This is a genomic window from Amycolatopsis sp. NPDC001319 (genome assembly GCF_042896185.1).
GTDB lineage: Bacteria > Actinomycetota > Actinomycetes > Mycobacteriales > Pseudonocardiaceae > Amycolatopsis.
In genome coordinates this window covers 427,233-451,578 of record NZ_JBIAWY010000008.1, presented here as the reverse complement: position 1 = coordinate 451,578, position 24,346 = coordinate 427,233, and the positions used below count along the sequence as shown (strand labels likewise).

24 protein-coding genes are annotated in these 24,346 nt (G+C 72.1%); 16 read left to right on the top strand and 8 right to left on the bottom strand.

Translation table 11 applies throughout. The annotated features are described in order from the left end of the window. Window positions 1–2 precede the first annotated feature (2 nt). The 9 genes from phnH to ACFY1H_RS30835 all read left to right on the top strand — a co-directional run bounded on the left by phnH (window position 3) and on the right by ACFY1H_RS30835 (window position 9,988). On the top strand, window positions 3–590 hold the full coding sequence (phnH, locus tag ACFY1H_RS30875; RefSeq protein WP_386952188.1) for a phosphonate C-P lyase system protein PhnH: 588 nt from the start codon (window positions 3–5) through the stop codon (window positions 588–590). Next, window positions 590–1,705: a carbon-phosphorus lyase complex subunit PhnI gene (locus ACFY1H_RS30870; protein WP_386952123.1), complete on the top strand. Its 1,116-nt coding sequence runs from the start codon at window positions 590–592 to the stop codon at window positions 1,703–1,705. Before phnH ends, ACFY1H_RS30870 begins: the two co-directional genes overlap by 1 nt. Beyond that, entirely contained in the window at window positions 1,705–3,522 is a 1,818-nt protein-coding gene (locus tag ACFY1H_RS30865) for an alpha-D-ribose 1-methylphosphonate 5-phosphate C-P-lyase PhnJ (protein ID WP_386952120.1), read from the top strand. The genes ACFY1H_RS30870 and ACFY1H_RS30865 overlap by 1 nt, the downstream gene beginning before the upstream one ends. A 5-nt stretch (window positions 3,523–3,527) precedes the next feature. Continuing rightward, the gene (locus ACFY1H_RS30860; protein ID WP_386952117.1) at window positions 3,528–4,265 is read left to right on the top strand and encodes an ATP-binding cassette domain-containing protein; all 738 of its coding nucleotides are present in this window, start codon (window positions 3,528–3,530) and stop codon (window positions 4,263–4,265) included. After that, on the top strand, window positions 4,262–5,467 hold the full coding sequence (locus ACFY1H_RS30855) for an alpha-D-ribose 1-methylphosphonate 5-triphosphate diphosphatase (protein WP_386952114.1): 1,206 nt from the start codon (window positions 4,262–4,264) through the stop codon (window positions 5,465–5,467). The genes ACFY1H_RS30860 and ACFY1H_RS30855 overlap by 4 nt, the downstream gene beginning before the upstream one ends. Next, window positions 5,464–6,285, top strand: a complete 822-nt coding sequence (locus ACFY1H_RS30850) for an inositol monophosphatase family protein (RefSeq protein ID WP_386952111.1) — start codon at window positions 5,464–5,466, stop codon at window positions 6,283–6,285. Before ACFY1H_RS30855 ends, ACFY1H_RS30850 begins: the two co-directional genes overlap by 4 nt. Then, window positions 6,282–6,818 carry an HD domain-containing protein gene (locus tag ACFY1H_RS30845; RefSeq protein WP_366587816.1) on the top strand — a complete coding sequence of 179 codons (537 nt, stop codon included), beginning with the start codon at window positions 6,282–6,284 and terminating at the stop codon, window positions 6,816–6,818. Before ACFY1H_RS30850 ends, ACFY1H_RS30845 begins: the two co-directional genes overlap by 4 nt. A 169-nt stretch (window positions 6,819–6,987) precedes the next feature. Beyond that, on the top strand, window positions 6,988–8,547 hold the full coding sequence (locus tag ACFY1H_RS30840) for a metallophosphoesterase family protein (protein ID WP_366587814.1): 1,560 nt from the start codon (window positions 6,988–6,990) through the stop codon (window positions 8,545–8,547). A gap of 223 nt (window positions 8,548–8,770) precedes the next feature. Continuing rightward, entirely contained in the window at window positions 8,771–9,988 is a 1,218-nt protein-coding gene (locus ACFY1H_RS30835) for a cytochrome P450 (protein ID WP_386952107.1), read from the top strand. On the opposite strand, the gene ACFY1H_RS30830 is transcribed toward ACFY1H_RS30835, so the two are convergent. From ACFY1H_RS30830 to ACFY1H_RS30820, 3 genes are all read right to left on the bottom strand, one after another. After that, window positions 9,985–10,374 carry an Imm7 family immunity protein gene (locus ACFY1H_RS30830; RefSeq protein WP_386952104.1) on the bottom strand — a complete coding sequence of 130 codons (390 nt, stop codon included), beginning with the start codon at window positions 10,372–10,374 and terminating at the stop codon, window positions 9,985–9,987. The genes ACFY1H_RS30835 and ACFY1H_RS30830 overlap by 4 nt on opposite strands. Window positions 10,375–10,446: 72 nt before the next feature. Further along, complete coding sequence (locus tag ACFY1H_RS30825; RefSeq protein ID WP_386952101.1) at window positions 10,447–10,839, bottom strand: PPOX class F420-dependent oxidoreductase; 393 nt, start codon at window positions 10,837–10,839, stop codon at window positions 10,447–10,449. Window positions 10,840–10,849: 10 nt separating this feature from the next. Continuing rightward, entirely contained in the window at window positions 10,850–12,094 is a 1,245-nt protein-coding gene (locus ACFY1H_RS30820; protein ID WP_386952098.1) for an MFS transporter, read from the bottom strand. A 192-nt stretch (window positions 12,095–12,286) separates the two neighbouring features. Here ACFY1H_RS30820 and ACFY1H_RS30815 point away from each other — a divergent pair, with 192 nt between their 5' ends. Both ACFY1H_RS30815 and ACFY1H_RS30810 read left to right on the top strand, forming a co-directional pair. Further along, window positions 12,287–13,222 (top strand): LysR family transcriptional regulator, encoded by a 936-nt coding sequence (locus tag ACFY1H_RS30815; RefSeq protein ID WP_366585507.1) that lies wholly within the window; start codon window positions 12,287–12,289, stop codon window positions 13,220–13,222. Window positions 13,223–14,061: 839 nt separating this feature from the next. After that, on the top strand, window positions 14,062–15,279 hold the full coding sequence (locus ACFY1H_RS30810; protein ID WP_386952095.1) for an MFS transporter: 1,218 nt from the start codon (window positions 14,062–14,064) through the stop codon (window positions 15,277–15,279). On the opposite strand, the gene ACFY1H_RS30805 is transcribed toward ACFY1H_RS30810, so the two are convergent. Next, a complete protein-coding gene (locus ACFY1H_RS30805) occupies window positions 15,257–16,351 on the bottom strand; it encodes a CaiB/BaiF CoA-transferase family protein (RefSeq protein WP_366585503.1) in 1,095 nt (364 codons plus the stop codon). The genes ACFY1H_RS30810 and ACFY1H_RS30805 overlap by 23 nt on opposite strands. A gap of 45 nt (window positions 16,352–16,396) precedes the next feature. Next, the gene (locus ACFY1H_RS30800; RefSeq protein WP_366585501.1) at window positions 16,397–16,804 is read right to left on the bottom strand and encodes a MarR family winged helix-turn-helix transcriptional regulator; all 408 of its coding nucleotides are present in this window, start codon (window positions 16,802–16,804) and stop codon (window positions 16,397–16,399) included. 111 nt (window positions 16,805–16,915) lie between these two features. Between ACFY1H_RS30800 and ACFY1H_RS30795 the strand changes: the two genes are divergently transcribed. The 5 genes from ACFY1H_RS30795 to ACFY1H_RS30775 all read left to right on the top strand — a co-directional run bounded on the left by ACFY1H_RS30795 (window position 16,916) and on the right by ACFY1H_RS30775 (window position 19,617). Beyond that, complete coding sequence (locus tag ACFY1H_RS30795; protein ID WP_366585499.1) at window positions 16,916–18,337, top strand: non-oxidative hydroxyarylic acid decarboxylases subunit C; 1,422 nt, start codon at window positions 16,916–16,918, stop codon at window positions 18,335–18,337. Window positions 18,338–18,360: 23 nt separating this feature from the next. Beyond that, window positions 18,361–18,618, top strand: coding sequence for a non-oxidative hydroxyarylic acid decarboxylases subunit D (locus ACFY1H_RS30790; RefSeq protein ID WP_386952086.1), 258 nt, complete (start codon window positions 18,361–18,363; stop codon window positions 18,616–18,618). Window positions 18,619–18,689: 71 nt separating this feature from the next. Next, window positions 18,690–18,956 (top strand): hypothetical protein, encoded by a 267-nt coding sequence (locus tag ACFY1H_RS30785; protein WP_366585495.1) that lies wholly within the window; start codon window positions 18,690–18,692, stop codon window positions 18,954–18,956. Window positions 18,957–19,005: 49 nt separating this feature from the next. Next, window positions 19,006–19,305 (top strand): putative quinol monooxygenase, encoded by a 300-nt coding sequence (locus ACFY1H_RS30780; protein ID WP_386952082.1) that lies wholly within the window; start codon window positions 19,006–19,008, stop codon window positions 19,303–19,305. Window positions 19,306–19,419: 114 nt separating this feature from the next. After that, on the top strand, window positions 19,420–19,617 hold the full coding sequence (locus ACFY1H_RS30775) for an antitoxin (protein ID WP_285968502.1): 198 nt from the start codon (window positions 19,420–19,422) through the stop codon (window positions 19,615–19,617). A 67-nt stretch (window positions 19,618–19,684) separates the two neighbouring features. Here the strand turns inward: ACFY1H_RS30775 and ACFY1H_RS30770 are convergent, their stop codons facing one another. The 3 genes from ACFY1H_RS30770 to ACFY1H_RS30760 are packed head-to-tail and all read right to left on the bottom strand — an operon-like array spanning window position 19,685 to window position 24,336. Next, on the bottom strand, window positions 19,685–20,299 hold the full coding sequence (locus ACFY1H_RS30770) for an isochorismatase family protein (RefSeq protein ID WP_386952079.1): 615 nt from the start codon (window positions 20,297–20,299) through the stop codon (window positions 19,685–19,687). Further along, complete coding sequence (locus ACFY1H_RS30765) at window positions 20,296–22,173, bottom strand: hydantoinase B/oxoprolinase family protein (protein ID WP_386952076.1); 1,878 nt, start codon at window positions 22,171–22,173, stop codon at window positions 20,296–20,298. Before ACFY1H_RS30765 ends, ACFY1H_RS30770 begins: the two co-directional genes overlap by 4 nt. Before the next feature lie 3 nt (window positions 22,174–22,176). After that, the gene (locus ACFY1H_RS30760; protein WP_386952074.1) at window positions 22,177–24,336 is read right to left on the bottom strand and encodes a hydantoinase/oxoprolinase family protein; all 2,160 of its coding nucleotides are present in this window, start codon (window positions 24,334–24,336) and stop codon (window positions 22,177–22,179) included. Window positions 24,337–24,346: the final 10 nt, after the last annotated feature.

Here is a 24,346-nt window from a genome sequence, read left to right as displayed (position 1 = left end):
CCATGACGTCCACCGCCACCGCACCCGCCGCGGTCCTGCGCCCCGCGGAGTCGCAGCAGGTGTTCCGCACCGTGCTGGAAGCGCTTTCCCGGCCAGGCGCGCCGCAGGATCTTCCGCAGGATCTGGTGCACCGCACGGATCCCGCGGTGCTGCCGGTCCTCGCGCTGGCCGACCTCGGCACCGGCGTCTGCGTGCTCGAAGAAAGCACGAAGTGGGCCGACGCCGTCGCGCTGGCGACGTCCGCGCCGATGCGGCCGCTCGAGCTCGCCCGGCTGGTCGCCGCCGTGCGCCCGGTGACCGCAGATGAGATCACGCGCCTGTGCCGCGGCACCGCCCCGGCCCCGGAGGACGCCGCACTGGCCGCCCTCGCGGTGTCCGATGTGGACGGTGGCGACCGCCGCTGGCGGATCTCCGGACCGGGTGTGCCCGGCGAACTGACTCTGGCCCCGCGCGGCCTGCCCGAGGGCTTCGTCGCCGCGCGCGCCGAAGCCGTGGCCGGCTACCCGGCGGGGATCGACGTGCTGCTGGTGACGGACGACGGCCGCGTCGTCGGCCTGCCCCGCACCACCACGATCATCGAGGAGGACTGATGGGGTACTCGGGAGCCCGGGGCGGGCTCGAAGCCATCCTCGCGGCCGAAGACCTGGTGCGCCGCGCCCGTGACCACGCGCCGGTGGCGTGGGCCGACACCGAGCAGATCGTCGCGCGGTTCCGGCTCGCGGTCGACCGCGTGATGGGCGAGGCCGGCCTGTTCGACGAGGACACCGCCGCCGCGGCGTTCCGCCAGGCCGAAGGCGACCCGCTGGAGGCGTCACACCTGCTGCGCGCCTACCGCTCCACGTTGCCGCGCCTGGCCGTCGGCGAGCCGGTGGACCCGGACGACATGCTGATCCTGCGCCGCATCGTGCCGGCGTTCCGCGAGCCGGACGGCCCGCAGCTGCTGGGCCGCACCACCGACTACACCGGGCGCCTGCTGGAGAAGCCGGCCGGGCAGCCCGGGGCCGACGAGCACGTGGCCGGCACTCCGAAGCCGCGCACCGACGAGCAGCGCCGGCCGCGGCGATTCCTCGACCTGCTGCGTGAGCTCGACCTCGCCGTGGACCACCGTGGTGAGGCCGAGGACGCCGAGCCGTTCGACCTCACGCGCAAGCCCGCCCGGCCGCCGGCCCCGCGCTCGGCCGCGCTGGCCGCCATGGCGCGCGCGGAGACCGGCGCGCTGGTGTCGCTGTGGTACCGCTCGATCCTCGGCCCCGACGGCAACCTCCACGAGGTTACGCTCGGCGAGGTCCGCCACGGCCGGCTGCCGCTGCGCGTGAAGCACCCGCACACCGGAAACCCCGTGTCCGTCGGGAACTTCCGCGTGACCGAGGCCGAGGCCATCGAGGACCTCAACGGCGCCGAGGAGGACCGCAGCCGCTTCGACGTGGGTTACGGCCTGTGCTTCGGCCACAACGAGCGCAAGGCCATCGCGATGGCGAACCTCGACATCGCCAACCGCCGCTTCGGCAAGTCCGGCCCGCTGGAGCAGCTGCTGCTGCTGACCACCGACGGGCTCGACTCCGGCGGTTTCCTGGAGCACCTCAAGCTCCCGCACTACGTCACGTTCCGCTCGATGGTGGAACGCAAGCGGGCTCTGCAGGCCGCGGCCGCCGCCGGTGAAGGACCGGCGCCCCGGCAGTCCGAGCCCTTCGGAGGAGAATGCTGATGAGCACGACCGAACAACTGCTCACCGACCTGGAAGCCGTCGCCGAACCGGCGGGCATCCTCGACGAGGGCGGCAAGCGCGAGGTCCGCCGCGCCGCGCTCACCGCGGTGTGCGTGCCCGGCTACCAGGTGCCCTTCGGCTCGCGCGAGATGCCGGTGGCCCGCGGCTGGGGCTCGGGCGGCCTGCAGGTGACGCTCGCCGTCGTCGGCACGGCCGACACGGTGAAGGTGATCGACCAGGGTGACGACGCCGGTGTCAACGCCACCAACCTGCGCCGGATGATCGCCGCCACCACGGGCGCGACGGAGACGGCCGACACGCGCGAGGCGACGATCGTCCAAACGCGACACCGCGTGCCCGAGGAGGCGTTGTCGGAGGGCGACGTGCTCGTGTACCAGGTGCCGGTGCCGGAACCCTTGCGAGGCGTCGAGAAGTCCATGGCCGAGTGCGGCCGGATGCACGCCGAGGGCGACTACTCGGCGATGTGGGTGAGCCTGTACGAGGACATCGTCCGCAACGGCATGATCACCCGCACCACCGGCTACCCCGTGCTCGTCGGCGGCCGGTACGTGATGGCCACGACGCCGATCCCGCGCTGGGACGTGCCTCGGCTGCACCAGTCGCCGCACCTGAACCTCTTCGGCGCGGGCCGCGAGAAGCGCATCTACGCCGTGCCGCCCAACACCGACGTGACCCCGCTGACGTTCGACGACGTGCCGTTCGAGGTCGAGTACACGCCCGGCGCGGTGTGCAAGCTGTGCGGCCGCGACGATTCGTTCCTCGTCGCGGCGGGCACCAAGGGCGACTACGCCTGCAGCGACACCGAATGGTGCGCCCGGGTGCGCGCCGGCGACGCCGACGTGAGCGCCCACTACCACCGCGCACCGCTGAGCCTGCTGCCGGATCCGAGCCGACGCGCCCGTGCCGCCGTGACGGCGGAACACCGCGAGATGCCGCGGCGCGAGATCGCCGCGGACGCACCCGAGTGGGCGCTGAAGGTCACCGGCATCGGCAAGGTGCACGGCGCGGGTGGCGCGGGCGCCGTGCCCGGGACCGGCCCGGAGCACGGCACCGCGGTCAGCCCCGCGACGGGCGCGATCGTGGCGGCCTGGGACGTGTCCTTCGACGTCGCGCCGGGCGAGGCGCTGGGCGTGATCGGCGAGTCGGGCTCGGGCAAGTCGACCGTGCTGGCGTGCGTGATCGGCGACGAGCGCGCCACCGCCGGCGAGGTGCGGCTGGCCACTGTGGACGGCGGCCGCACCGACCTGCTGACCCTGCCGGACGCGCAGCGGCGCGGCCTGCGCGTGGACTCGATGGCCGTGGTGCACCAGAACCCGGCCGACGGGCTCGACCTGCGCGTGAGCGCGGGCGGCAACATCGCCGAGCGCCTCACGGCGGCGGGCTGGCGCGGCTACCACGACATCCGCCGCCGCGCGGCCGAGCTGCTCGACCGCGTCGAGGTGCCTCTGTCGCGAATGGACGACCCGGTGGGCACGTTCTCCGGCGGCATGCGCCAGCGCGTGCAGATCGCCAAGGCCCTGGCCACCGAACCGCCGGTGGTGCTGCTCGACGAGCCGACCACCGGGCTCGACGCGTCGGTGGCCGCGGGTGTGCTCGACCTGCTGCGCGGCCTGCTGTCCGAACGCGACATCGCGGCCGTGGTGGTGAGCCACGACTTCTCCGTGATCGACGCGCTCACCGACCGCACGATCGTGATGCAGCTCGGCCGCGTGGTCGAGCGCGGCCTGACCGACCAGCTCTTCCACGACCCCCACCACCCCTACACCCAGCGGCTCGTCGCCGCGGCCCGGAGGTGACCCCCGTGTCCCCCGTCCTGTCCCTGCGCGGCCTGCGCAAGTCGTTCACGCTGCACACGATCGACGGCCGCACCGTGCACTCGCTGCACGGCGTCGACCTCGACGTGCGTGCCGGCGAGCACGTGGCGCTCGCCGGGCCCAGCGGGGCCGGCAAGTCGTCGCTGCTGCGCTGCGTGAACCGCACCTACCTGCCCGACTCCGGTTCGGTCGGGCTGCGCACCGCCGACGGCACCGAGCTCGAGCTGACGGAGCTGCCCGACCGGGCGATGGCGCGGGTGCGCGGCCGCGAATTCGGGTACGTGTCCCAGTTCCTGGCCGCGCCCCCGCGCACCGGGCCGCTCGAGGTCGTGGCCGCGACGGCCCGGCGCCGGGGTGTGGACCGCGCCGAGGCGCGGGAAGCTGCGGCCGAAGCGCTGAAGCGGCTCAACCTCGACGAGGCGCTGTGGGACGTCGACTGCTCGGTGCTCTCGGGCGGCGAACGCCAGCGCGTGAACCTCGCGGCGGGCACGGTCCGCCCGCCGCGGCTGCTGCTGCTCGACGAGCCGGTGTCGGCGTTGGACCCGGCCAACCGCGAGTCCGCCCTGGAGCTCATCGCCTCGCTCACCGCGCAGGGCGTGGCCGTGCTGGCGGTGTTCCACGACCTCGACGCCATGCGGCGACTGGCTTCCCGCGTCGTGCTGATGAGCGACGGCCGCATCGCTCGCGACGGCGCGCCCGATGAAATCCTGGAGGAAGTGGCATGACGACGCCGGTTTTCGAGTCCAGAATGGACCAATGGACGCTCGGCGCGCCACCGCCGAGCTACGTACTCGGGCACGTGCGTGCGGTACTGGCAGACCGGGTGCTCGACGACGCACTGGTGGCGGTGCGCGACGGCGTGGTCGCCGCCGTGGAGCCGCACGCGCCCGGCGTCGAGGCCGACGTGGACGGTCAGGGCCTGCTGTGCATCCCCGGTCTCGTCGACGTGCACAGCGACGGCCTGGAGAAGGAACGCCTGCCACGCCCCGGCGCCGAGCTGCCGATGGAGTTCGCGTTGCTGTCCTTCGAGGGCAAGCTGCGCGCGGCGGCCGTGACGACCGCGTTCCACGGGGCCGGTTTCGAGCAGAGCCACGGCCGCGGGCTGGCCCGCACCGTCGAGCGTGCGCACGACGTGTGCCACGCGGTGGACGAGCGCTCGGCGAGCCTGGTCGACCACCGGATCCTGTACCGGCTCGACGTCCGCTCCCCCGAAGGCCTGCAGGCGTTGCAAGAGCGGATCGCGGTGGCCCCGGACACCGGCGTCGCGCCGCTCGTGTCGCACGAAGACCACACGCCGGGTCAGGGCCAGTACGCCGACCGCAGCTACTACGAGCGGTACCTCATGGGCGTGCGCGGGCTCTCGCAGCAGGAAGCGGCCGACCACGTGACCAACCTGATCACCGAGCGCGACGGTCGGCTCGGCGTGCGCGAGGACGCCATGGCGTGGCTGGGCGAGCAGGCCCGCGCGGGCCGGATCCGGTTGCTGGGCCACGATCCCGCGTCGGCGAAGGAGATCGGCGAGCTGGTGGACCGCGGCGGGTCCGTCGCCGAGTTCCCGACCACGGTCGAGGCGGCGCAGGAGGCGCGCGACCGCGGGCTGCCCGTGGTGATGGGCGCGCCGAACGTGCTGCGCGGTGGTTCTCACAACGGCAACGCCTCCGGGCGGGACCTCGTGGCGCTGGGCCTGGTCACGGCGCTGGCGTCGGACTACCTGCCTTCAGGGCTGCTCGCGGCGGCGTTCGCGCTCGTCGAAGACGACCTGGTGTCGCTGCCCGAAGCCATCGGGCTCGTCACGAGCGGTCCCGCGGCCGTCGCGGGGCTCGACGACCGCGGCCGGCTCGAACCCGGCCGGCGCGCCGACCTCGCCCTCATCGCGGCGGGCCCGCGGTGGCCGGTCGTCCACACCACCCTGGTGAGTGCCGCATGAGCTTCATCGGCTGGCCCGTGCCCGAGCCCGTGATCCCCGAGGGCACCCACCCCGCGCTCGCCGACGCCACGCGCGCGGCCGTCGCCGCGTTCGCCGCGGCCCGCGCGAAGCACACCCGCGCGGAACTGGCCGAAAAGGTGCAGATCGGCGCCGACGGCACACCGACGATGCGGCTGGACATCCTCGTCGACACCGCCGTCGCCGAGGTCGTGGACAAGCACCGCGTGAACCTGCTGAGCGAAGAGATCGGCGTGATCGACCACGGTTCGTCGGTGACGCTCGTGGTCGACCCGGTCGACGGCACCGCCAACGCGGCCGCCGGCGTGCCGCTCTCGGCGTTCGCCGGGGTCGTGGCCGTGGACGGGGTCGCGACCGAGGCCCTGACCTGCTGGCTCGACACCGGCCGCTGCTGGCACGCCGTCGCCGGGCAGCGCACGCCGTACCGCACCACCGGCCGCCGCGAGCTCGACGGCGCGGCCGTGAGCCTGCTGCGCCCGCACGGTTCCGACGACGACGCGTGGTGGCGGGTGGCCAAGCGCGCCGCGCGCGTGCGGATCCTGTCCACCAGCTGCCTGGAGGCGGCCCTGGTCGCCGAGGGCTCCACCGACGCGTTCGCCGACGCGGGCTCCGACACCCACCGGATCATGGACCTCGCCGCGGCGATGGTCATGGTCCCCGCCGCCGGCGGCGCCGTGCTCGACGTCAACGGCCGTCCGCTGGAGATCGACCCCGATCTGACGCGCCGCTGGTCCGGTGTCGTCGCCGCCACCCGCGAGCTCGCGGAAGAGCTCGCGAGCACCCTGAAGGAGAAGCCGTGACCCTCACCCGAGAAGCGCTGGCCGGGCTCGTCGACGGGCTCGCCGGCCTGCCGTACGGCGGCGAGGCGGTGGACCAGCGCACCCACGCCCTGCAGGCCGGCTGGTTCGCCGCGCAGCACGGCGGGGACGACGAGCTCGTGCTCGCCGCGACGCTGCACGACATCGGCCGCGCCCGCGCCGTCCGCGAGGAGTGGCCGGGCCTGCCGCACGAGCTGTCCGGCGCCGAGTTCGCCCGCCGCCACCTCGGCGAGCGCGCCGCGTGGATCATCGCGCAGCACGTGCCGGCCAAGCGCTACCTCGTCGCCACCGACGCCGAGTACCACGACCACCTCTCCCCCGCGTCCGTCGCGTCGCTCAAGGTCCAGGGCGGCCCGATGACCCCCGAGGAGGTCGCCGAGTTCGCGTCCCACCCGAACGCCGAGGAGGCCGTGCTCGTCCGCCGCTGGGACGACGACGCCAAGGACCCGGACGGCCCGGCTTTGGACACCGAGGACGTGCTCGCCGCGTACGACCGGTTCCTCGCGAGCCGCTGACGCGGTTCGCCGCCTATGCCCGAAAGTTCCGGTGCGCGGGTGTCCTGATTGGACCGTCCGGCCCAGCACGGACACCCGCGCTTCGGACACTTCACGCGGCTGACAGGTCTCGTTCATCGCCGCGTCGGGCGGCACGCCTAGGTTCTGCTGGCCGAAGCCGAGGAGGGTCATGTCCGAGACCAGCAAACACACCGTCAGCCGCAGAGGGGCTCTGGGCCTGCTGGGCGCGGGCGCCGCCGTGCCCCTGCTGGGCACCGGGGTGGCCGCCGCCGCGCCGCAGAGCGCCGCGTTCGTGCCGCAGGTCGGGTCCGGCACCACGCCGGTGCAGGGCCTGCACCTCACGTTCGGCCGCGACCCCGCGCGCCAGATGGTGGTCTCGTGGATCACCGAGGCCTCCGTGCGCAAGCCGCGCGTGCTGTACGGGACGCTCGACGGTGGCTTCGGCGCCGTGGCGCAGGCCGACACGCGCACGTACGTCGACGGCACGTCCGGCCGCACCGTGTGGGTCCACCACGCGATGCTCGACCGGCTGCGTCCCGGCACCGAGTACATCTACGCCGCGCAGCACGACGGCGCGACGCCCGACGCGGCCACCTTCCGCACCGCCCCGAGCGGCCGCTCGGCCTTCACGTTCACGAGCTTCGGCGACCAGTCGGCGCCGCAGGTCACCTGGAACGCCGCGGGTGCCGTGGGCCTCGACGCGAACTCCACGCCGGCGACCAAGGACATCGTCACCGGCATCGAGACGGTCGCGCCGCTGTTCCACCTGCTCAACGGCGACCTGTGCTACGCGAACCTCGACGTGGACCGCGTGCGCACGTGGAACAACTTCTTCACCAACAACACCCGCTCCGCGCGCTACCGGCCCTGGATGCCCGCCGCGGGCAACCACGAGATCGAGAAGCTCAACGGCGAGATCGGCCTCGGCGCGTACCAGGCCTACTTCCAGCTGCCCTCCACCGAGACCGACCGTGAGCTGGCCGGCCTCTGGTACGGCTTCACCGTCGGCTCGGTGCGCGTGATCGTGTTGCAGAACGACGACAACGCCCTGCAGGACGGCGGCGACGTCTACATCAACGGCTACTCCGGCGGCCGCCAGCTCGCGTGGCTGAAGAAGGAGCTGGCCGCGGCCCGCGCGTCGCACGACATCGACTGGATCGTCGTCGCGATGCACCAGGTCATGATCAGCACCTCGGACGCCAACGGCGCCGACCTCGGCCTGCGCGAGAAGTACGGGCCGCTGTTCGACCAGTACGGCGTGGACCTGGTGCTGTGCGGCCACGAGCACGACTACGAGCGTTCGCTGGCCGTGCACGGCGTGGTGTCCGGCAGCGAGACGCTCACGCCGAACCCGGTGTCGAGCGCCACCGACAACATCGACGCCTCGCACGGCACCGTGCACATGATCCTCGGCGGCGGCGGGGTCTCCGGCACGACCAACGGCAGCTTCTTCAAGGACGGCACGGGCAAGGTCATCACCGCCGTCTCCGCGAAGGCCGACCCGGGCACGGGCAAGCGCGTGTCGACCTACGTGAAGGAGCAGGCCGTGTGGAGCGCGGTCCGCGACGAGGAGCACCCGTACGGCTTCGCGTCCTTCACCGTGGACCCGGGCCGCCACCGCGGCGACACGACGACCATGCACGTGACCTACTACAACGTGAACAAGCCGCACGGCGAGCTGTCGGTGTTCGAGAAGTTCTCGCTGCACCGCCGCCGTTCCGACGGCTGAGCGGAAATTCCAGGGCGGGGCGCCATCCGGGTGGGCCGGGATGGCGCCCTTTCCGCGTTCACGGCCGGGTCAACCCCTCTTGCCGCGCTTCACCCGGAATGATCATCCGCACCCCTTCCCGGGGCCCGGTCCGGGCCGGGCGCGCGCTACGGTTCCCGGGACCGGTGCCCGGCGAGGACAACCGTCCTCTGTGGACACACCGGCCAGCGAGGAGCGCCCGCCGATGGACCACACCGCGACCCCCTTCCCGCTCGACCCCGCCGCGCGCGACGTGCACGGCGAAGGCGCGCGGCTGCGCGAACGCGGGCCGCTGACGCCGGTCGAGCTGCCGGGCGGCGTGCGGGCGTGGGCGGTCACGAGCCCCGCGGTGTTGAAACAGCTGCTCACCGACCCGCGCGTGTCCAAGGACCCGCGGCGGCACTGGCCCGCCTACCGCGCCGGCGAGATCCCCGAAGACTGGCCGCTGCACATCTGGGTGTCCGTGCAGAACATGTTCACCGCGTACGGCAGCGAGCACCGCCGGCTGCGTTCGCTGGTGTCGCAGGCCTTCACGCCGCGGCGCATCGAGAGCATGCGCCCACGGATCGAAGAGCTCACCAAAGCCCTGCTCGACGACCTCGCCGCCGGGCCCGCGCACACGGACCTGCGCGAGAACTACTGCTACTCGCTGCCGATCGAGGTGATCTGCCGGCTCGTGGGCGTGCCGGAGGAGTCACGGCCGGGGTTGCGCGAGGGCGTGGCGGGACTGTTCGCGACGTCGGCCACGGCGGAGGAGGCGACTGCCAACGTCACGCGGCTGTACGAGCTGCTGGGCGACCTCGTCGAGGCGCGCCGCACCGAACCCGGCGACGACCTGGCCACCGTCCTCATCTCCGCCCGCGACGACGACGGCTCCGCCCTGACCGACGCGGAACTGCTCGACTCGCTGATGCTCGTGATCACGGCCGGGCACGAGACCACGGTCAACCTCCTCGACCAGTCCGTGACCGCGCTGCTCACCCACCCCGCGCAGCTGCGCCTCGTGCTCGACGGCGACCGCGGCTGGCCCGACGTGATCGACGAAACCCTGCGCTGGCAGTCGCCCGTCTCCCACCTGCCGCTGCGCTACGCCCTGGCCGAGCTCGACGTCGCCGGCACCACCATCCACGCCGGCGACCCGATCCTGGCGTCGTTCGGCCCATCCGGCCGCGACGAGGCGTGCCACGGCCCCGATGCCGCGGTTTTCGACGTGACGCGGGAGAACAAGTCGTCACTGGCGTTCGGCCACGGCGTGCACTACTGCCTGGGCGCCCCGCTGGCCCGGATGGAGGCCGAGATCGCGCTGCCCGCGCTTTTCGCCCGGTTCCCGGAGCTGGCGCTGGCCGTGCCCCCCGAAGACCTGCGCCCGGTGGCCTCGTTCATCACCAACGGGCACGAGTCGTTGCCGGTGCGGCTGTTCTAGTCCGCGTCTTCGAGAGTGGTGATGACCGGCGAGAGGAGAGGCTCGCGGTGTTCGGTGAGGATCCCGCGAGCCAGCCGGTAAACGCGGAACTCGTCGGCGTGGAGGGGATCCTCGTCGTCGTGGACGTGGAGGAGCCCGTACGAACCGGGGGCGAGCCGGCCAACCTTCCTGAACAGGTCGAGGATTGCCGGGCCGTGCGTACCTCGATGGTTCGGTTTGCCCCCGAGGTGGATGGAGTACTGCCCGTTGAGCGGCTGGAGATCGAGCAGCGCGTAGCCGGCGAGCTCGTCGGTCGCAGCCCGGATCTCGGGCAAGCGCAGGGGCGGTTCGTCGTCGACCGCTTCGGCGGTGGAGCGCAGCGAGATCCAGCCGTGGTACTCGAACATGCCCGGGAGGCTAGGTCAGGCCGCCGGGCCGTGCAGCCGAGTTTCTCGCCGACGGCCCACCGAGCGGCTGCGTCAGCCCATCGAGCCGATGTGCTCCGCCTCGATGCGCAGGATCAGCCGCACCTGGTCACGGCCGCCGTACCAGGGATAGGGGCGGCCGGTGTAGCGGTGGGCGAGCTTGTCGATGTGCTCGGCCGCGCCTTCGGTGGTCGTGTCGAGCACGCGGCCGCGGACGGTGAAGTAGCGGAACGGGTGCGTCGCGTCGGCGATGTTCAGCGCCACGCGGGGGTCGCGCGCGATGTTGCGCACCTTGCGGAAACCCTCGACCGTGTTGACGAGGATGTGCTTGCCGTCGGTGTCCACCCACGTCTGCGTCAGCTGCGGCGAGCCGTCGGGCATGGTCGTGGCGATGAAGCAGAGGCTCGGCTGTTCGAGCAGAGCGCGCAGGTCGTCGGGGAGATCCATGGGTCTCACGCTAGCCGCCGGTGGCGGGGGTGACCGAATCAGGTTCGGCGCTGGTTTCCCGGGTTCCGGGGACCAGGAGCAACGGGACGCTGAGGACACAAAGGACACCCGCGGCGGCGATCGCGACGCGGACGTCGCTGACGCTCGCGAGGATGCCCGCGGCGACGATGAACAGCGGCCGGACCAGGCGGCCGCCGGCGGACCAGCCGGCGAGGACGCGCGCCGTCATGTCCTCGCGCGTCAACGTCATGCGGTGGGCGCTGAACAGCGGGTTGAACACCCCGGCGGCGAGCAGCAGCAGGGTGTCGATCACGAGGAACGCGAGCACGCCCCCGAGGCCACGCGGCACGAACGGGATGGCCAGCACCCATGGCGTCCGGGCGATCCCGGCCCAGATCAGCACCCGGCGCGTGCCGAAGCGGGCCGCCAGGCGGGGTGCGAGGGCGGCGCCCAGGACGCCGCCGAGGCAGGGCAGGCCGATGACGAGTCCGTACTGCCACGGGGCGAAACCCAGGTCGTCGAGCATGAACACGGTTTCGAGCGGCGAGATGGCCAGCACGGCGGAGCCGAAGAGCAGCGCGTTGGCGAACAGCAGCGCGAGTTCGCGGCTGTGCAGCACGTAGCGCAAGCCGTCGAGCAGGTCGCGGCCGGCGTGCGCCGGGGTGGTGCGCGCGGGTGGCGGGGGCTCCGGGGCGCGGAGCGAGCGCACGCCGAGCGCGGAGGCGAGGTAGGAGACGGCGTCGATCAGCGTCGTCACAGCCGGGCCGGTCAGCGAGACCAGCACGCCGCCGACGGGTGGGCCGGCGGAGTTCACCGTCCAGCTGGCGGCCTCGAACCGGCTGGCGGCTTCGGCGCGTTGGCGGACGGTGACCAGCGCGCGCAGGTGCGCTCCGCTGGCGGCGGTGAAGGCGACGAGCGCGACCGTCTGCACGACCCCGACCACGTACAGCTGGGCCAGCGACACCACGCCGAACCCGATGGCCGCCGGCACGCTCGCGAGGGCGGCGAACCGCACGACGTCGGCGGTGATCATGACCGGCCGCTTGCGCCGGAACTCCACGAACCCGCCGATCGGCAGCGAGATCAGCGCGCCGGCGAGGCCGGGGATCGCGGCGAGCAGCGACACCTCGGCGGCGGACGCGTGCAGGATCAGCACCGCCACGAGGGGCATCGCGCCGTAGCCGATCGCCGAGCCCGTCTCGCTCGCGGTGAACGCCCACCACAGCCGTCGGAAATCCGCCCCCAGCCCCCGCATCCGGTTGACGATAACGGGATCGGGCCGCCGAAATGACCATCGGGGCAGCGGCACCGGTACTTTCGGACCCGTCTCCCACATCGCCCGGCACTTCCATCGCCACTGGTGGAACGACATCCCGCACGACCAGGCCGAAAACGTGACATTCGCAGCGACATCCGTCACCTCGGCCCTCGGCGGATAATCGGACGGGTGGACGACGGACGCGCCGGCAAGGTCACTTTCGCGGACCTGGAGCTGCTGCTGAGTTTCGCCGACACCGAGCACTTCGGGCAGACCGCCGCGGAGCTCGGCGTGAGCGTGGCGACGGTCCAGCGCGGGATCCGCGCGCTGGAGCGGAAGCTGGAGATCCGCCTGGTGGAGCAGGACGGCCGCCGCGTGCGCATGCTGCCGGCGGGACACGTGCTGGTGCGCGAGGCCCACGCCGTGCTGCGCGCGCGGTCCGACGCCGTCGGCGCGGCGCTCGCGGACGCCGGCGAGCCGCACCGGCTCCTGCGCATCGCGCACACGTACTCGCTCGGGCTGGGGTTCGTGCCGTGCGTGCTGGCCGATCTGCTCGCCGAACGCCCCGAGCTGCGCCTGCGCTGCACGCAGAGCCCGGCCACGGGTGTCGTCGAGATGCTGCTGCGCGGAGACGCCGACGCCGGCTTCTCGTCGGTGGCACCGACCGAGACGGACCTCGTGGTGGAGCCGCTGTTCACCGAGTCGCTGCTGCTGGCCGTCCCGGTCGGCGACGCCCTCGCCGGGCGCGAGCGTGTGTCCCTGCGGGAGGTGAGCGAGCGGCCGTTCGTCGCGATGGAACCGGGGTCCAGCAGCCGCACGCACATGGTGAACGCGTGCGCGCGGGCCGGCTTCGTCCCGCGGATCACGGTGGAGGGCAACGACCTGTTCGTCGTCGAATCCATGGTCGGCGCGGGGATCGGCGTGTCGGTGGTGCCCGAGGGCATGAACGACCACCAGCACCCCCGCATCACCCGCATCCCCATCGACGACCCGTCGTTCTCCGGCCGCACGATCTTCCTGGCGCGCCACCGCAGCTCCACCGTCGCCGACAGCGTGCAGACCCTCGCGCGCCTCGCCCGCGCCCACGGCCAACGCATGTCCCGACCGTTGCGTCGCGCGCAATGATCCCGCCGCGCGATGGCGTTGTTCGCCGCCAGACGTCTCCCTACGCTTCGTGATCATGGTCGCCGGTTTCGTTCACCCGAGGGCTCCCGAGTCCTCCGCACGGGTGCGCGTGACCCCTTCCGAGGCAACCCTGCGCAGCCTGCGGTCCGCCGACGGACTCCTCGCGGGAGTGCCCGACGTTCTCGGCCCCGGGGCGACACGGCGGTCCACCGCCGCGCGGGGCCAGGGCGCGGTACCCGATCGTGCGGTGCTGCTCGTGGCGGACCCGGCCGGCCGAGGGGGCCGACCGGTGACCGCGGGCAGGGCCGACGGGCGCGTGCCGCGGCCATGCCACCGTCTCCACCTCCCGCTCCGAGCTTCCCGATCGCGAGTTCTCCCTCGGGGAGACGCTGGTTCCGAACCCTGCGCACTGTCCCCGGGGAAACCGCTGATCCCGAGAGCGCCCTTTCCGACACCTCGCTTTCGGAGACCTCAGCATCCGAGACCCCGCACCGCCCGCACCTTCCACACCGAGACTTCCCCTCTCCCCGCTCGTGCCCCATCCGCCGATCGAGCAAAGGAGCCTGTCCCGTGACGACGAACCTCATTTCCTCCGCCCGCAAGGCCGACTGGTGAACCCGCCGGCTCAACCCCGCGAGGCCGCCGAGCTCGCCGCTCTAGCGTGCGCGCTCGGGGCCGAGACCACGCCGCCCGTCGAGGTGGTGTCCGGCGCCGATTGGTGACCCCACCACCGCGCCCGGTCAGGTGCCGCCCCGCCACCACCCTCGGCGGGGCGGTGCCGCGGTAACCGAAGCGGCCCCGGCACTTCCGCTTCGCACTGAGGTCCGAAAGGGACTGACGTGACGCTGCCCGCCCGGCTCGGCCACCTCCCGTGGACGCGCTACCACCGGAAAGTGGCCGGCACCCTCGCGCTGTGCTTCGCGTTCGAGCTGGCTGACATCAACTCCTTCGCCTACGTCGCCCCGGCCGTCCACCACGCGCTGAACCTCGGCCTGCGCGGGATCTCCGTCGTGACGGCGGCGGGGTTCCTCGGCATGTTCGCCGGCGCCACGGCCGGCGGCCGGGTGGCCGAGCGAGCCGGACGCAAGCGCGCGCTGCGCGGCTCCGTGCTGTGGTTCTCCGTCTGTTCCCTGACCACCGCGGGCGCTTTCGACACGGTCAGCCTGCTGGCCACCCGTTTCCTCACCGGCTGCGGGCTCGGCGCGATGACCGTCGTCGCGGTCACCTACCTGACGGAGCTCATCCCCGAGCACCAGCGCGGCCGGGTCCAGGCCGGCACGCTCGCCGTGGGGCTGCTCGGCATCCCGGCCGTGGCGTTCTTCGCGAGAGCCGTGGTCGGGCTGGGCCCGCAGAGCTGGCGGCTGGTGTTCGTCTTCGGCGCGCTCGGTGTCGTCCCGCTGGTGATCACTCGGTGGCTGCCGGAATCACCGGCGCCGCGGCGCGTCCCCGGCGCACCGCTGCGGCTGTTGCGTGGCAGCTTCGCCCGCCGCACGATCATGCTCGCGAGCGTCTGGATCTTCCTCACCCTCAGCTACTACGGGTTCGCCTCGTTCGCGCCGGCCCTGTTGCACGAACACGGTTTCACCGTCACCCACAGCGTCGGCTACACCGCGCTGACCGCCCTCGGCGCGGTCCCCGGCGCGCTCCTCGCCTGGCCCGTCGCCGACCGCTTCGGGCTGCGCGGCCCCGTCACGGTGTTCAGCCTGATGTTCGCCGGTGCGGGTGTCGCGTATGGACTGACGTTCGCCCCCGCCGCCATCGTGGTCTTCGGCTTCCTCGTGGCCGCGCTGAACCAGACGCTCGTCGCGCTCCTCTACTCCCACACGCCGCGCCTGTTCCCCGGGGAGATCCGCGCGCGGGCCACCGGCCTCTGCTACGGGGCCGGCCGCCTGGCCAATGCGTTCGGCCCGCTGCTGGTCGGCCAGATCTCCCTGTCGCTGGGCTACACCGCGGTGTTCGTCTTCGTCGGCACGTGCGGCGCCGCGATCGCGGTGGCCGTGCTGACGCTGGCCCCGCGACGCAGCGAGGAACCGGTCACACTCCCCAGTCGGCGATGACCGCTTCCGTGTCGGCGCCCGGCTTCGGCGGCGAGGACGGCAGATCCGGTGCCGTCCGCGAAAACCGCGGCGCCGGAGCCGGCTGCAGGATCCCGTCCAGCTCGACCAGGCCGGCGCGCGCCGCGATGTGCGGGTGCGCGGCGACCTCGTCCGGCTCCAGCACCGGGGTGACACACGCGTCGACACCGCCGAACACCTCGGCCCACTCGTCGCGGGTGCGCGAGAGGAACGCCTTGGTGAACTCGGCCCGCAGCGTCGGCCAGCTCGTTTTCTCCAGCTGCGGCGGGAGATCCGCGGCCTCCAGGCCGAGCCCGGCGAGCAGCGCCGCGTAGAACTGCGGCTCCAGCGCGCCGACGGCGACGTAGCGGCCGTCCGCGCACACGTAGGTGTCGTAGAACGGCGCGCCGCCGTCGAGCAGGTTCACGCCGCGCTCGTCGGACCACACGCCGAGGCCGCGCAAGGACCACACCATGAGCGCGAGCACGCTCGTGCCGTCGACCATCGCGGCGTCCACGACCTGGCCCAGGCCCGTGCGTTCGCGTTCCCACAGCGCGGAAAGCACGCCGACGAGCAGGAACATCGACCCGCCGCCGAAGTCGCCCACGAGGTTGAGCGGCGGCACCGGCCGCTCGCCCGCGCGGCCGATCGCGTTGAGCACGCCGACGAGCCCGATGTAGTTGATGTCGTGCCCGGCGCGCTGCGCGAGCGGGCCGTCCTGGCCCCAGCCGGTCATGCGGCCGTAGACCAGCCGCGGGTTGAGCGCGTGGCAGTCGGCCGGGCCGACGCCGAGCCGCTCGGTGACGCCCGGACGCAGGCCTTCCACGAGCACGTCGGCCTTCGCCGCGAGCCGCAGCACGAGGTCGCGGCCCTCGGGCGTCTTCAGGTCGGCCGCGACGGAACGCCGGCCGCGCAGCAGCGGGTCCGCCTTGCCGCCGGTGAGGTCGAGCGAGCCCGACGGGCGCTCCACGCGCACGACGTCGGCACCCAGGTCGGCGAGCACCATGCACGCGTGCGGACCCGGGCCGATCCCGGCCAGCTCCACGACCTTCAGTCCGCTCAGCGGTCCCGCCACGTGCCCTCCTCAGCTCCGGTGCCGATCGCCCGACCCTACCGGGCCTCAGATCGCCAATTTGGTGAGCAGCGCCACCAGCTGACGGCGTTCGTCGTCGTCCAGCGGGGCGAGCATCGACTCGTTCACCCGATCGACGACGGGCATCGCCGCGGCGAGCAGTTCCTCCCCCGCCGGCGTGAGCCGCAGCTCGCGGCGGCGCCGGTCGGTGCCCACCGTACGGGTGATCAACCCGCGTTCTTCCAGGCGCAGCAGCAGGTTCGCGAGCGTCGCCTTGTCCGTCGCCGCCCGCTGCCCCGCCGCGCCCTGATCGAGGCCCGGCGTCTCCGAGATCGCCACCAGCACGGCGTACTGGGGCTTCGTGAGCCCCGGCAGCTTCGCCTGCCAACGGGCGCCGTGCTCCTGCATCGCGCGCCGCAGCGCGTGGAAGACCGACTCGTCCATCCGGCTCGTCATGATCGCCATGTTAGTATGAATGCGAACGGTTCGTATACGAACTTATTGAGCCGGGGAACCGGAGGAGCCGCCGCCGATGCCGGCCTTCTCCCACCACCCGCAGGAGGACCCATGCCGCACGACGACCTCAGGTCGTTCCTGACCAAGCTCGACAAGGAGGGTCAGCTGGTTCGGGTGACCGAGCCGGTCTCCCCCGAGCCGGACCTCGCCGCGGCCGCCAACGCCGCGCCGAAGCTCGGTGACGCCGCCCCCGCGTTGTACTTCGACAACCTCGAAGGCTTCACCGACGCCCGCGTCGCCCTCAACGTCCACGGCTCCTGGGCCAACCACGCGCTCGCGCTCGGGCTGCCCGCCGGCACGGGCGTGAAGGACCAGGTCGCGGAGTTCATCCGCCGCTGGGAGACGTTCCCGGTGCCCGTGGAGCGCCGCGAAAACCCGCCGTGGGCGGAAAACGTGCTCGAAGGCGACGACGTCGACCTGTTCTCCGTGCTGCCCTTGTTCCGCCTCAACGACGGCGACGGCGGCTTCTACCTCGACAAGGCCGCCGTCGTCTCGCGCGACCCCGAGGACCCCGGCAACGACGGCAAGCAGAACGTCGGCATCTACCGCCTGCAGGTGAAAGGCCGCGCCGAGCTGGGCATCCAGCCCGTGCCGATGCACGACATCGCGCTGCAGCTGGCCAAGGCCGAGCGCGCGGGCGAGGACCTGCCGGTGGCGATCGCGCTGGGCAACGACCCGGTGATCCCCATCGTCGCCGCCACGCCCCTGGCCTACGACCAGAACGAGTACGAGCTGGCCGGCGCCCTGCGCGGCGCGCCCGCCCCGGTCACGGCCGCGCCGCTGACCGGCCTCGACGTGCCGTGGGGCGCGGAAGTGGTGGCCGAAGGCGTGATCGTCGGCCGCCGACGTGAGCTGGAAGGCCCGTTCGGCGAGTTCACCGGCCACTACTCGGGCGGACGCAGCATGCCCGTGATCCGCATCGACCGGATCTCGTACCGCACGAACCCGGTGTTCGAGTCGCTCTACCTCGGCATGCCGTGGACCGAGATCGACTTCCTCATGGCCGCCAACACCTGCGTGCCCGTCCACCAGCAGCTCACGGCGGAGTTCCCCGAGGTGCAGGCCGTCAACGCGATGTACACCCACGGCCTGCTCGCGATCATCTCGACGAAGTCGCGCTACGGCGGTTTCGCGAAAAGCGTCGCCATGCGCGCCATGACCACGCCGCACGGCCTCGGATACCTCAAGACGGTGATCGTGGTCGACGAGGACGTGGACCCGTTCGACCTGCCCCGCGTGATGTGGGCGGTCTCCACGAAGGTCAACCCGGCCGGCGACGTGATGGTGCTGCCGAACCTGCCCGTGGTCGCCCTCGATCCGGCGGCCGACCCCGCGGGCATCACCCACAAGATGATCATCGACGCGACCACCCCCGTCGCGCCGGACGCGCGCGGCCACTTCAGCCAGCCGGTGAAGGACCTGCCGGAAACCGCCGCGTGGGTGGACAAACTGCGCAGGCTGGCCGCCCGATGACCGCCCCGGAAGGAGCCCCGCCCGTGACCTGCCCCCGGTGTGACCACCCCGACATCCCGAAGCTCGCCGACTCCCCCGTGGCCGGCGTGTGGACCGTGCACCAGTGCGCGCGCTGCCGCTACACCTGGCGCAGCACGGAACCGGCCCGCCGCACCGAGCGTGAGCACTACCCCGAAGCGTTCCGCCTGACCGCCGAGGACATCGCGTCGGCCACTGCCGTGCCCGCGGTGCCGCCGTTGCTGATCCGGCCGGAAGCAAGCCGGTCCCCGCGCGGCACGTAACCGTTGCTGCGAAGCCATTCGGCCGTGACTGCGGTCGAATCGGCGACGATCGGCGCAGTAGAGTCGCGGCCATGAGCGACACACTGATGTGGGAAGTCCGCGCCGCGCCGGGCCGCCAGCAGGACCTGCTGGCGTGGGTCGAGGCCACCGCCGTGCCGGAACTCACCGCCACGGAGCACTTCGCCGGCGCCGACGTCTACCTGGGCGGCCAGGACCGCGTCGTGGTCATCGCGCGCTGGAACGCCACTCCCCCGCGGCTGCCCGACCCGCCCGAGGAGCTGCTGGCGCGTCCGGTGGCGCAATGGCCCTTCCAACACCACAGCACCGTGAAGCCCTGAACCCAGTAGGTTTGACGAGCCGGGAACACCCTCGTCTTGGAGGTCAGGAATGACAGTCGCGCAGATCGCCTACATCCGTCCCAAAGCGGGCAAAGAGGCGGAGGTGGAGCAGCTGCTGCGCGGGCTCGTCGACGCGGCTCGGCAGGAAGAGGGCACGCTGCTCTACCTGCTGAACAAGCGTGAGGACGAGTTCGTCTTCTACGAGATGTTCGCCGACCTCGACGCATTGAAGGTCCACAGTGGCAATGACGCGCTGCGTGGCCTGGTCGCGCGGGCCGACGAGCTGCTCGAAGGCGGGATCACCGTCGAAAAGGTGTCCTACCTCGACGGAGCCGGTCGCTTCAACTGAAAAACCTTCCGCTCCCATCTCACCCGATGAGGGGACAATGGGGCTGACCCGGTGAACTGCTGGGTACTCCTCGGAACGTCCACCCGAATTCGGCACGACGGAAGGGAGCGCGAGATGGACGGCATGTTCGACAAGGCCAAGGAGAAGCTGCAGGAGTTCGCGGGCCAGCACCCGGACAAGGTCGGCCAGGGCGTCGACAAGGCCGCCGACTTCGCCGACGAAAAGACCGGCGGCAAGCACGGCGACCAGATTCACCAGGGTGCCGACAAGCTGAAGGAACGCTTCGGCGGCGACGACCAGCAGCAACAGTAGTCGCGGCCGCACCACAGAGGGGCCTCCCCGCCGGTATCCCGAGCCGGCCTGGGGAGGCCCCTCGTGGTCATTTCCCGAGGTTTTTCAACGCCTCTTCGACATTCACGACGTCGGCGTACTTCGCGTCGAGATCCACCAGATTGTTGTCGTGCACGGCTTCCGTGCGGTCCGCACACGCCTGGCGCACCACCTTGGGCCGGAACCCGTGGTTGAGTGCGTCCATTGCGGACGCTCGCACGCAGCCGGAGGTGGAAACCCCGGTGACGACGAGAGTGTCCACACCGGACGCGTGCAAAGTGGACGCAAGCGAGGTGCCGAAGAACGCCGACGCGTACTGCTTGGTCACGACGGCTTCCCCCGGTTCGGGTTTCAGCGGGCCGATCTCGCCCCACCCGCCTTCGGCGCCTTCCTCGAACGCTTTGAGCGCCGGGACTTTCTCCACGAACAGCCCACCGTCGGCGAGGCCGCGCGTGTAGACCACCGATGTCCACACCACCGGGTGCCCGGCCGTGCGCGCGGCTTCGAGCAACGCGCGGGTCGCCTCGATCGCGGGCCCCGGGCTGGGGAGTTCGAAAGGACCGCCGGCTTCGGTGTACGCGCGCACGAGGTCGATCACGAGCAGCGCGGGCCGCGCCCCCCAGCCGAGCCGGCCGGAGAACGCGGACCCGTGCGGCCCGCTCACGACGCCGACCAGACCGGGCGCTGCGGCGCCGGCAGGCCGGTCTCCGCCTCGCAGTTGGCCAGCAGCTCCTCGATCGGCGGGCCCATGTCGAACACCGGCAGCTCCGCCGGCCGCGAGGCGCGCAGCTGATCACGCAACGTCTTCGTCGCGTCGGCGTCCACCGTGCCGTCCGCCGCGACGACCACGCCGTAGGCGCGGGCACCGTCGGGCGTCACGAGGCCGCGTTCGACCTCCAGGCCCACCAGCGCGGGGTCGCGCTCCAACGGGTCGCCCCAGCCGCCGCCACCCCAGGTGACGAAGTGCAGCACGTCGCCGGTGTGCACCGGGACGTCGTGGCACTTGCTGGGCAGGACTTCCCTGGTGCCGTCGGCGCGGTCGATCCACTTCGTCCCGCGCGCGCCGGGTGCGCCGCCGTTGACGCCCCACGGGTAGGTGAGCCAGCGGTCGTCGTGGATGGCGATGGTGCCGGGTTCTTCGAAGACGTAGGTCACGTCGACACCGTTGCCGCCGCGGTGCAGCCCCGCGCCACCGGTGTCGGCGACGGTCTCCCAGCGTTCGATGCGCAGCGGGTAGTAGGACTCCAGGTACTCGCACGGGATGTTCACGAAGCTCGGCCACAGCGAGTGCCCGTCGGGCCCGTCGCCCAGCGGCCGGCCGGGGATGCCGCCGAAGCCGATCGAGTACAGCTGGAACCACTCGCCCTTGCGCTCGCCGCTCGAGTAGTTGCCGGAGTACATGAAGTGCGGGCTGGACGAGAAGCCGGCCGCGTTGAGCAGAGCCGGGTTCGTCTGGCCGAGCAGGCCGCCGAACAGGTCGAACACGCGGCCGATGCCGTGGTTGCGGCCGTTGAGCGACGCCGGGTGCTTCGGCTTCCAGTAGGAACCGTCCGGAATGGTCACGTCGACCAGCGGGTAGAACCCGTCGTTCCACAGGATCTGAGGGTCGGCCACGGTGATCATGTAGATCCCGAAGAACATCCGGGTGAGGTTCTCGTTGATGTAGTAGTTGATCGGCCCCGCGGCCTGCGGCGAGCTGCCCGTGAAATCCAGGTGCACCTTCTCGCCGGTGCGGGTGAGCGAGAGTTTCAGCTCGTACGGGCCGAAACCCACGCCGTCGTCGCAGATGTAGTCGGTGAAGCTGATCGTCTTGCCGTCTTCGAACACCGTCTGCAGCAGGATCTTCATGGCGTCGTAGTTGCGCTGCAGCAAAGCGTCCAAAGCGGACAGGTAGGTCGCCGTGCCGAACCGGTCGCACATCTCCACCACGCGGCGCGACGCCGTGCGGCAGGCGGCGACGAGCCCGTTGAGGTCGGCGCGGTTCCAGTCGGGCATGCGGACCTGGTTGAGGATGATCCGCAGGGCGTCCTCGTTGAGCTTTCCCTTGCGGTACAGCTTGAACGGCGGGACGACCACACCTTCCTCGTAGATCGTGCGTGCGTCGGTGGGCATCGACGACGGGGTCTTGCCGCCGACGTCGGACATGTGCCCGAACATCGAGGCCCAGCCGACGAGCCGGCCCTCGTGGTAGATCGGCATCACGATCAGCCAGTCGTTGGCGTGGCTGATCGCCGCGCCGCAGGCGTACGGGTCCGACGTCATCAGCACGTCGCCCTCTTCGATGGTGTCGTCGAAGCCCTCGAGGAAGTCCGGGATGGACAGTCCGAACTGGCCGACCACCATCTTGCCGCTCGGGTCGCCGATGAGCGGGAACTCGTCGTGCTGCTCGCGGATGCCGGGCGAGAGCGCGGTGCGGAAGAGCACCTCGTCCATCTCATAGCGGGCGTTGCGCAGCCCGTTCTCGATGAGGTCGAGGGTGACGGGGTCCACTTCGGACTTGGTGATCGCGCCGGTGGCGGTCTCGATGATCTCAGCCAAGGTTCAGCCCTCCAGCGGGGTGATCAGCAGGCTGCCGGACGCGTGCACGGTGGCGGCGTGCTCGGGCAGCACGAGGGTCGTGGAGTCCATTTCGGTCACGATGGCGGGCCCGGCGACGACGTCACCGGCGAGAAGCTTCGCGCGGTCGTAGACCTTCGCGTCGAGCTGTTTGCCCGACACGTGGATCGGGTGCGTGTCCACCAGCGCGGCCGCCGGGTCGCCGGTGCCCTCGGCCAGCGTCACGGCCGCCACCGACGGGCGCGGGCCGGTGACGGTGGCGCGCGCGTTGACCAGCTCGTGGTCCACGTTGAGCAGGAAGGAGAACAGCCGGTCGTGCTCGGCGTCGAAGTGCTTGGCCAGCAGGTCGAGCGCGGTGCCGGGCGCGTCCAGCGACGCCGGGTCGACCTCGACCGGGATCTCGAAGCCCTGGCCGTGGTAGCGCACGTCGACCTGGAACCCGAGGGTCTGGTCGGCGCGGTCGAGCCCCTGCTCCACGAGCCGGCCGCCGGCCTCGTCGCCGAGCTCGCGCAGGATCTGCACGAGCTCGGCGCCGGTGAGGTCGGCGAAGCGGCGCAGCACCGTGCGGGCCGACACGTCACGCAGGCTCGTGGTCGCGTCGCCCAGCGCGCACAGCACGCCCGGCGACGGCGGCACGATCACGGGCCACGCGCCGGTGAGCTTGCCGAGGGCGTTGGCGTGCAGGGGACCCGCGCCGCCGAACGTGACGAGCGCGAAGTCGCGCGGGTCGAAGCCCTGCTGCACCGAGACCAGGCGCAGGCCGCCGAGCATGTTCTCGTTGACGATGTCGATGATCCCGGCCGCCGCGGCTTCGACACTGGGCAGGCCCATCGCGTCGGCCACCTTGGCGACCGCCGTACGAGCGGCCTCGACGTCGAGCGTGATCTCGCCGCCCGCCAGCTGCGCGGGCAGGTAGCCGAGGACCACGTTGGCGTCGGTCACCGTCGGCTCGGTGCCGCCCTTGCCGTAGGCGGCCGGGCCGGGGTCGGCGCCGGCGGACTGCGGGCCGACGCGCAGCGCCTTCGTCAGTTCCGGTACGTGGGCGATCGATCCGCCGCCGGCGCCCACAGTCCGAACGTCCACACTGGACGCTCGCACGGTGAGGTCACCGACCTGCGTCTCCCGGCCGATGCGCGGGTTGAGGTCCTGCACGAGCGCGACGTCGGTGGACGTGCCGCCCATGTCGAACGTGATGAGGTCGCGGTGGCCGCACTGCTCGGCCACCCACACCGCGCCGGTCACGCCGCCGGCTGGACCGGACAGCAGCATCGTCACGGGGGCGGCGACGGCGGCGTCGGCGGCCGAGAGGCCTCCGTCGCTGCGGAGGATGGCCAGCTCACCGGCCACGCCGCTGGCGGCGAGCTCACTGGCCAGGGTCTCGACGTACTTTTTCACCTGCGGCTGCACGTAACCGTTGGCGACGGTGGTGACCGTGCGCTCGTACTCACGCAGCTCGGGCAGCACGTCCGACGACAGCGACACCGGGACACCGGGCAGCACCTCGGCGGCTATCTCGCCCACACGGCGTTCGTGCGCGGAGTCGGCGAAGGAGTTGATCAGCGACACGGCGAGCGCCTGGATGTCACGGCCTCGCAGCTTCTCCAGCTGGGCCCGTACGTCGGCCTCGTCGAGCTCGCGGATCACCGCGCCGTCGCTGGCGATGCGCTCGTCGACCTCGACGGTGTTCTCCAGCGCCGCCAAGGGTTCCGGCTTCGGCCAGATGATCCAGCCGGCCAGCCCGCCCGGGACGTAGGAGCGCGCGATCTGCAGCACCTGGCGGAACCCGCGCGTGGTCACGAGCCCCACGCGGGCGCCCTTGCCTTCGAGGATGGCGTTGGTGGCCACGGTCGTGCCGTGCAGCACCTGCGCGACCTCGCTCAGCGCGATGCCCGCGTCGGCGCACACCTTCGCGATGCCGTTGCGGACGCCGACCGACTGGTCGGCGGGGGTCGACGGGGTCTTCGCCCGCCAGGTGCCGCCGGTCGTCTCCTCGACCAGCAGCACGTCGGTGAACGTGCCGCCGACGTCGACACCAAGCCGGTAATTTGGCCTCGGCTCCGCCGACGCCGGCGCGATCTCGCTCTGTGGTTGCTGTTCAGAGGACGGGCTGTCCGCCGTGGCGGTGTCGCTGGGGAGATGAGTCATGCCTTCTCCT

What these genes read in the sequence shown, in the direction of transcription:
- ACFY1H_RS30830 (WP_386952104.1), bottom strand. Translation starts at nt 10,374, where the DNA reads ATGTTCGAGTACCACGGCTGGATCTCGCTGCGCTCCACCGCCGAAGCG.
- ACFY1H_RS30870 (WP_386952123.1), top strand. Translation starts at nt 590, where the DNA reads ATGGGGTACTCGGGAGCCCGGGGCGGGCTCGAAGCCATCCTCGCGGCC.
- ACFY1H_RS30800 (WP_366585501.1), bottom strand. Translation starts at nt 16,804, where the DNA reads ATGACGAGCCGGATGGACGAGTCGGTCTTCCACGCGCTGCGGCGCGCG.
- ACFY1H_RS30855 (WP_386952114.1), top strand. Translation starts at nt 4,262, where the DNA reads ATGACGACGCCGGTTTTCGAGTCCAGAATGGACCAATGGACGCTCGGC.
- ACFY1H_RS30850 (WP_386952111.1), top strand. Translation starts at nt 5,464, where the DNA reads ATGAGCTTCATCGGCTGGCCCGTGCCCGAGCCCGTGATCCCCGAGGGC.
- ACFY1H_RS30825 (WP_386952101.1), bottom strand. Translation starts at nt 10,839, where the DNA reads ATGGATCTCCCCGACGACCTGCGCGCTCTGCTCGAACAGCCGAGCCTC.
- ACFY1H_RS30760 (WP_386952074.1), bottom strand. Translation starts at nt 24,336, where the DNA reads ATGACTCATCTCCCCAGCGACACCGCCACGGCGGACAGCCCGTCCTCT.
- ACFY1H_RS30820 (WP_386952098.1), bottom strand. Translation starts at nt 12,094, where the DNA reads ATGCGGGGGCTGGGGGCGGATTTCCGACGGCTGTGGTGGGCGTTCACC.
- ACFY1H_RS30795 (WP_366585499.1), top strand. Translation starts at nt 16,916, where the DNA reads ATGCCGCACGACGACCTCAGGTCGTTCCTGACCAAGCTCGACAAGGAG.
- ACFY1H_RS30865 (WP_386952120.1), top strand. Translation starts at nt 1,705, where the DNA reads ATGAGCACGACCGAACAACTGCTCACCGACCTGGAAGCCGTCGCCGAA.
- ACFY1H_RS30840 (WP_366587814.1), top strand. Translation starts at nt 6,988, where the DNA reads ATGTCCGAGACCAGCAAACACACCGTCAGCCGCAGAGGGGCTCTGGGC.
- phnH (WP_386952188.1), top strand. Translation starts at nt 3, where the DNA reads ATGACGTCCACCGCCACCGCACCCGCCGCGGTCCTGCGCCCCGCGGAG.
- ACFY1H_RS30780 (WP_386952082.1), top strand. Translation starts at nt 19,006, where the DNA reads ATGACAGTCGCGCAGATCGCCTACATCCGTCCCAAAGCGGGCAAAGAG.
- ACFY1H_RS30835 (WP_386952107.1), top strand. Translation starts at nt 8,771, where the DNA reads ATGGACCACACCGCGACCCCCTTCCCGCTCGACCCCGCCGCGCGCGAC.
- ACFY1H_RS30775 (WP_285968502.1), top strand. Translation starts at nt 19,420, where the DNA reads ATGGACGGCATGTTCGACAAGGCCAAGGAGAAGCTGCAGGAGTTCGCG.
- ACFY1H_RS30785 (WP_366585495.1), top strand. Translation starts at nt 18,690, where the DNA reads ATGAGCGACACACTGATGTGGGAAGTCCGCGCCGCGCCGGGCCGCCAG.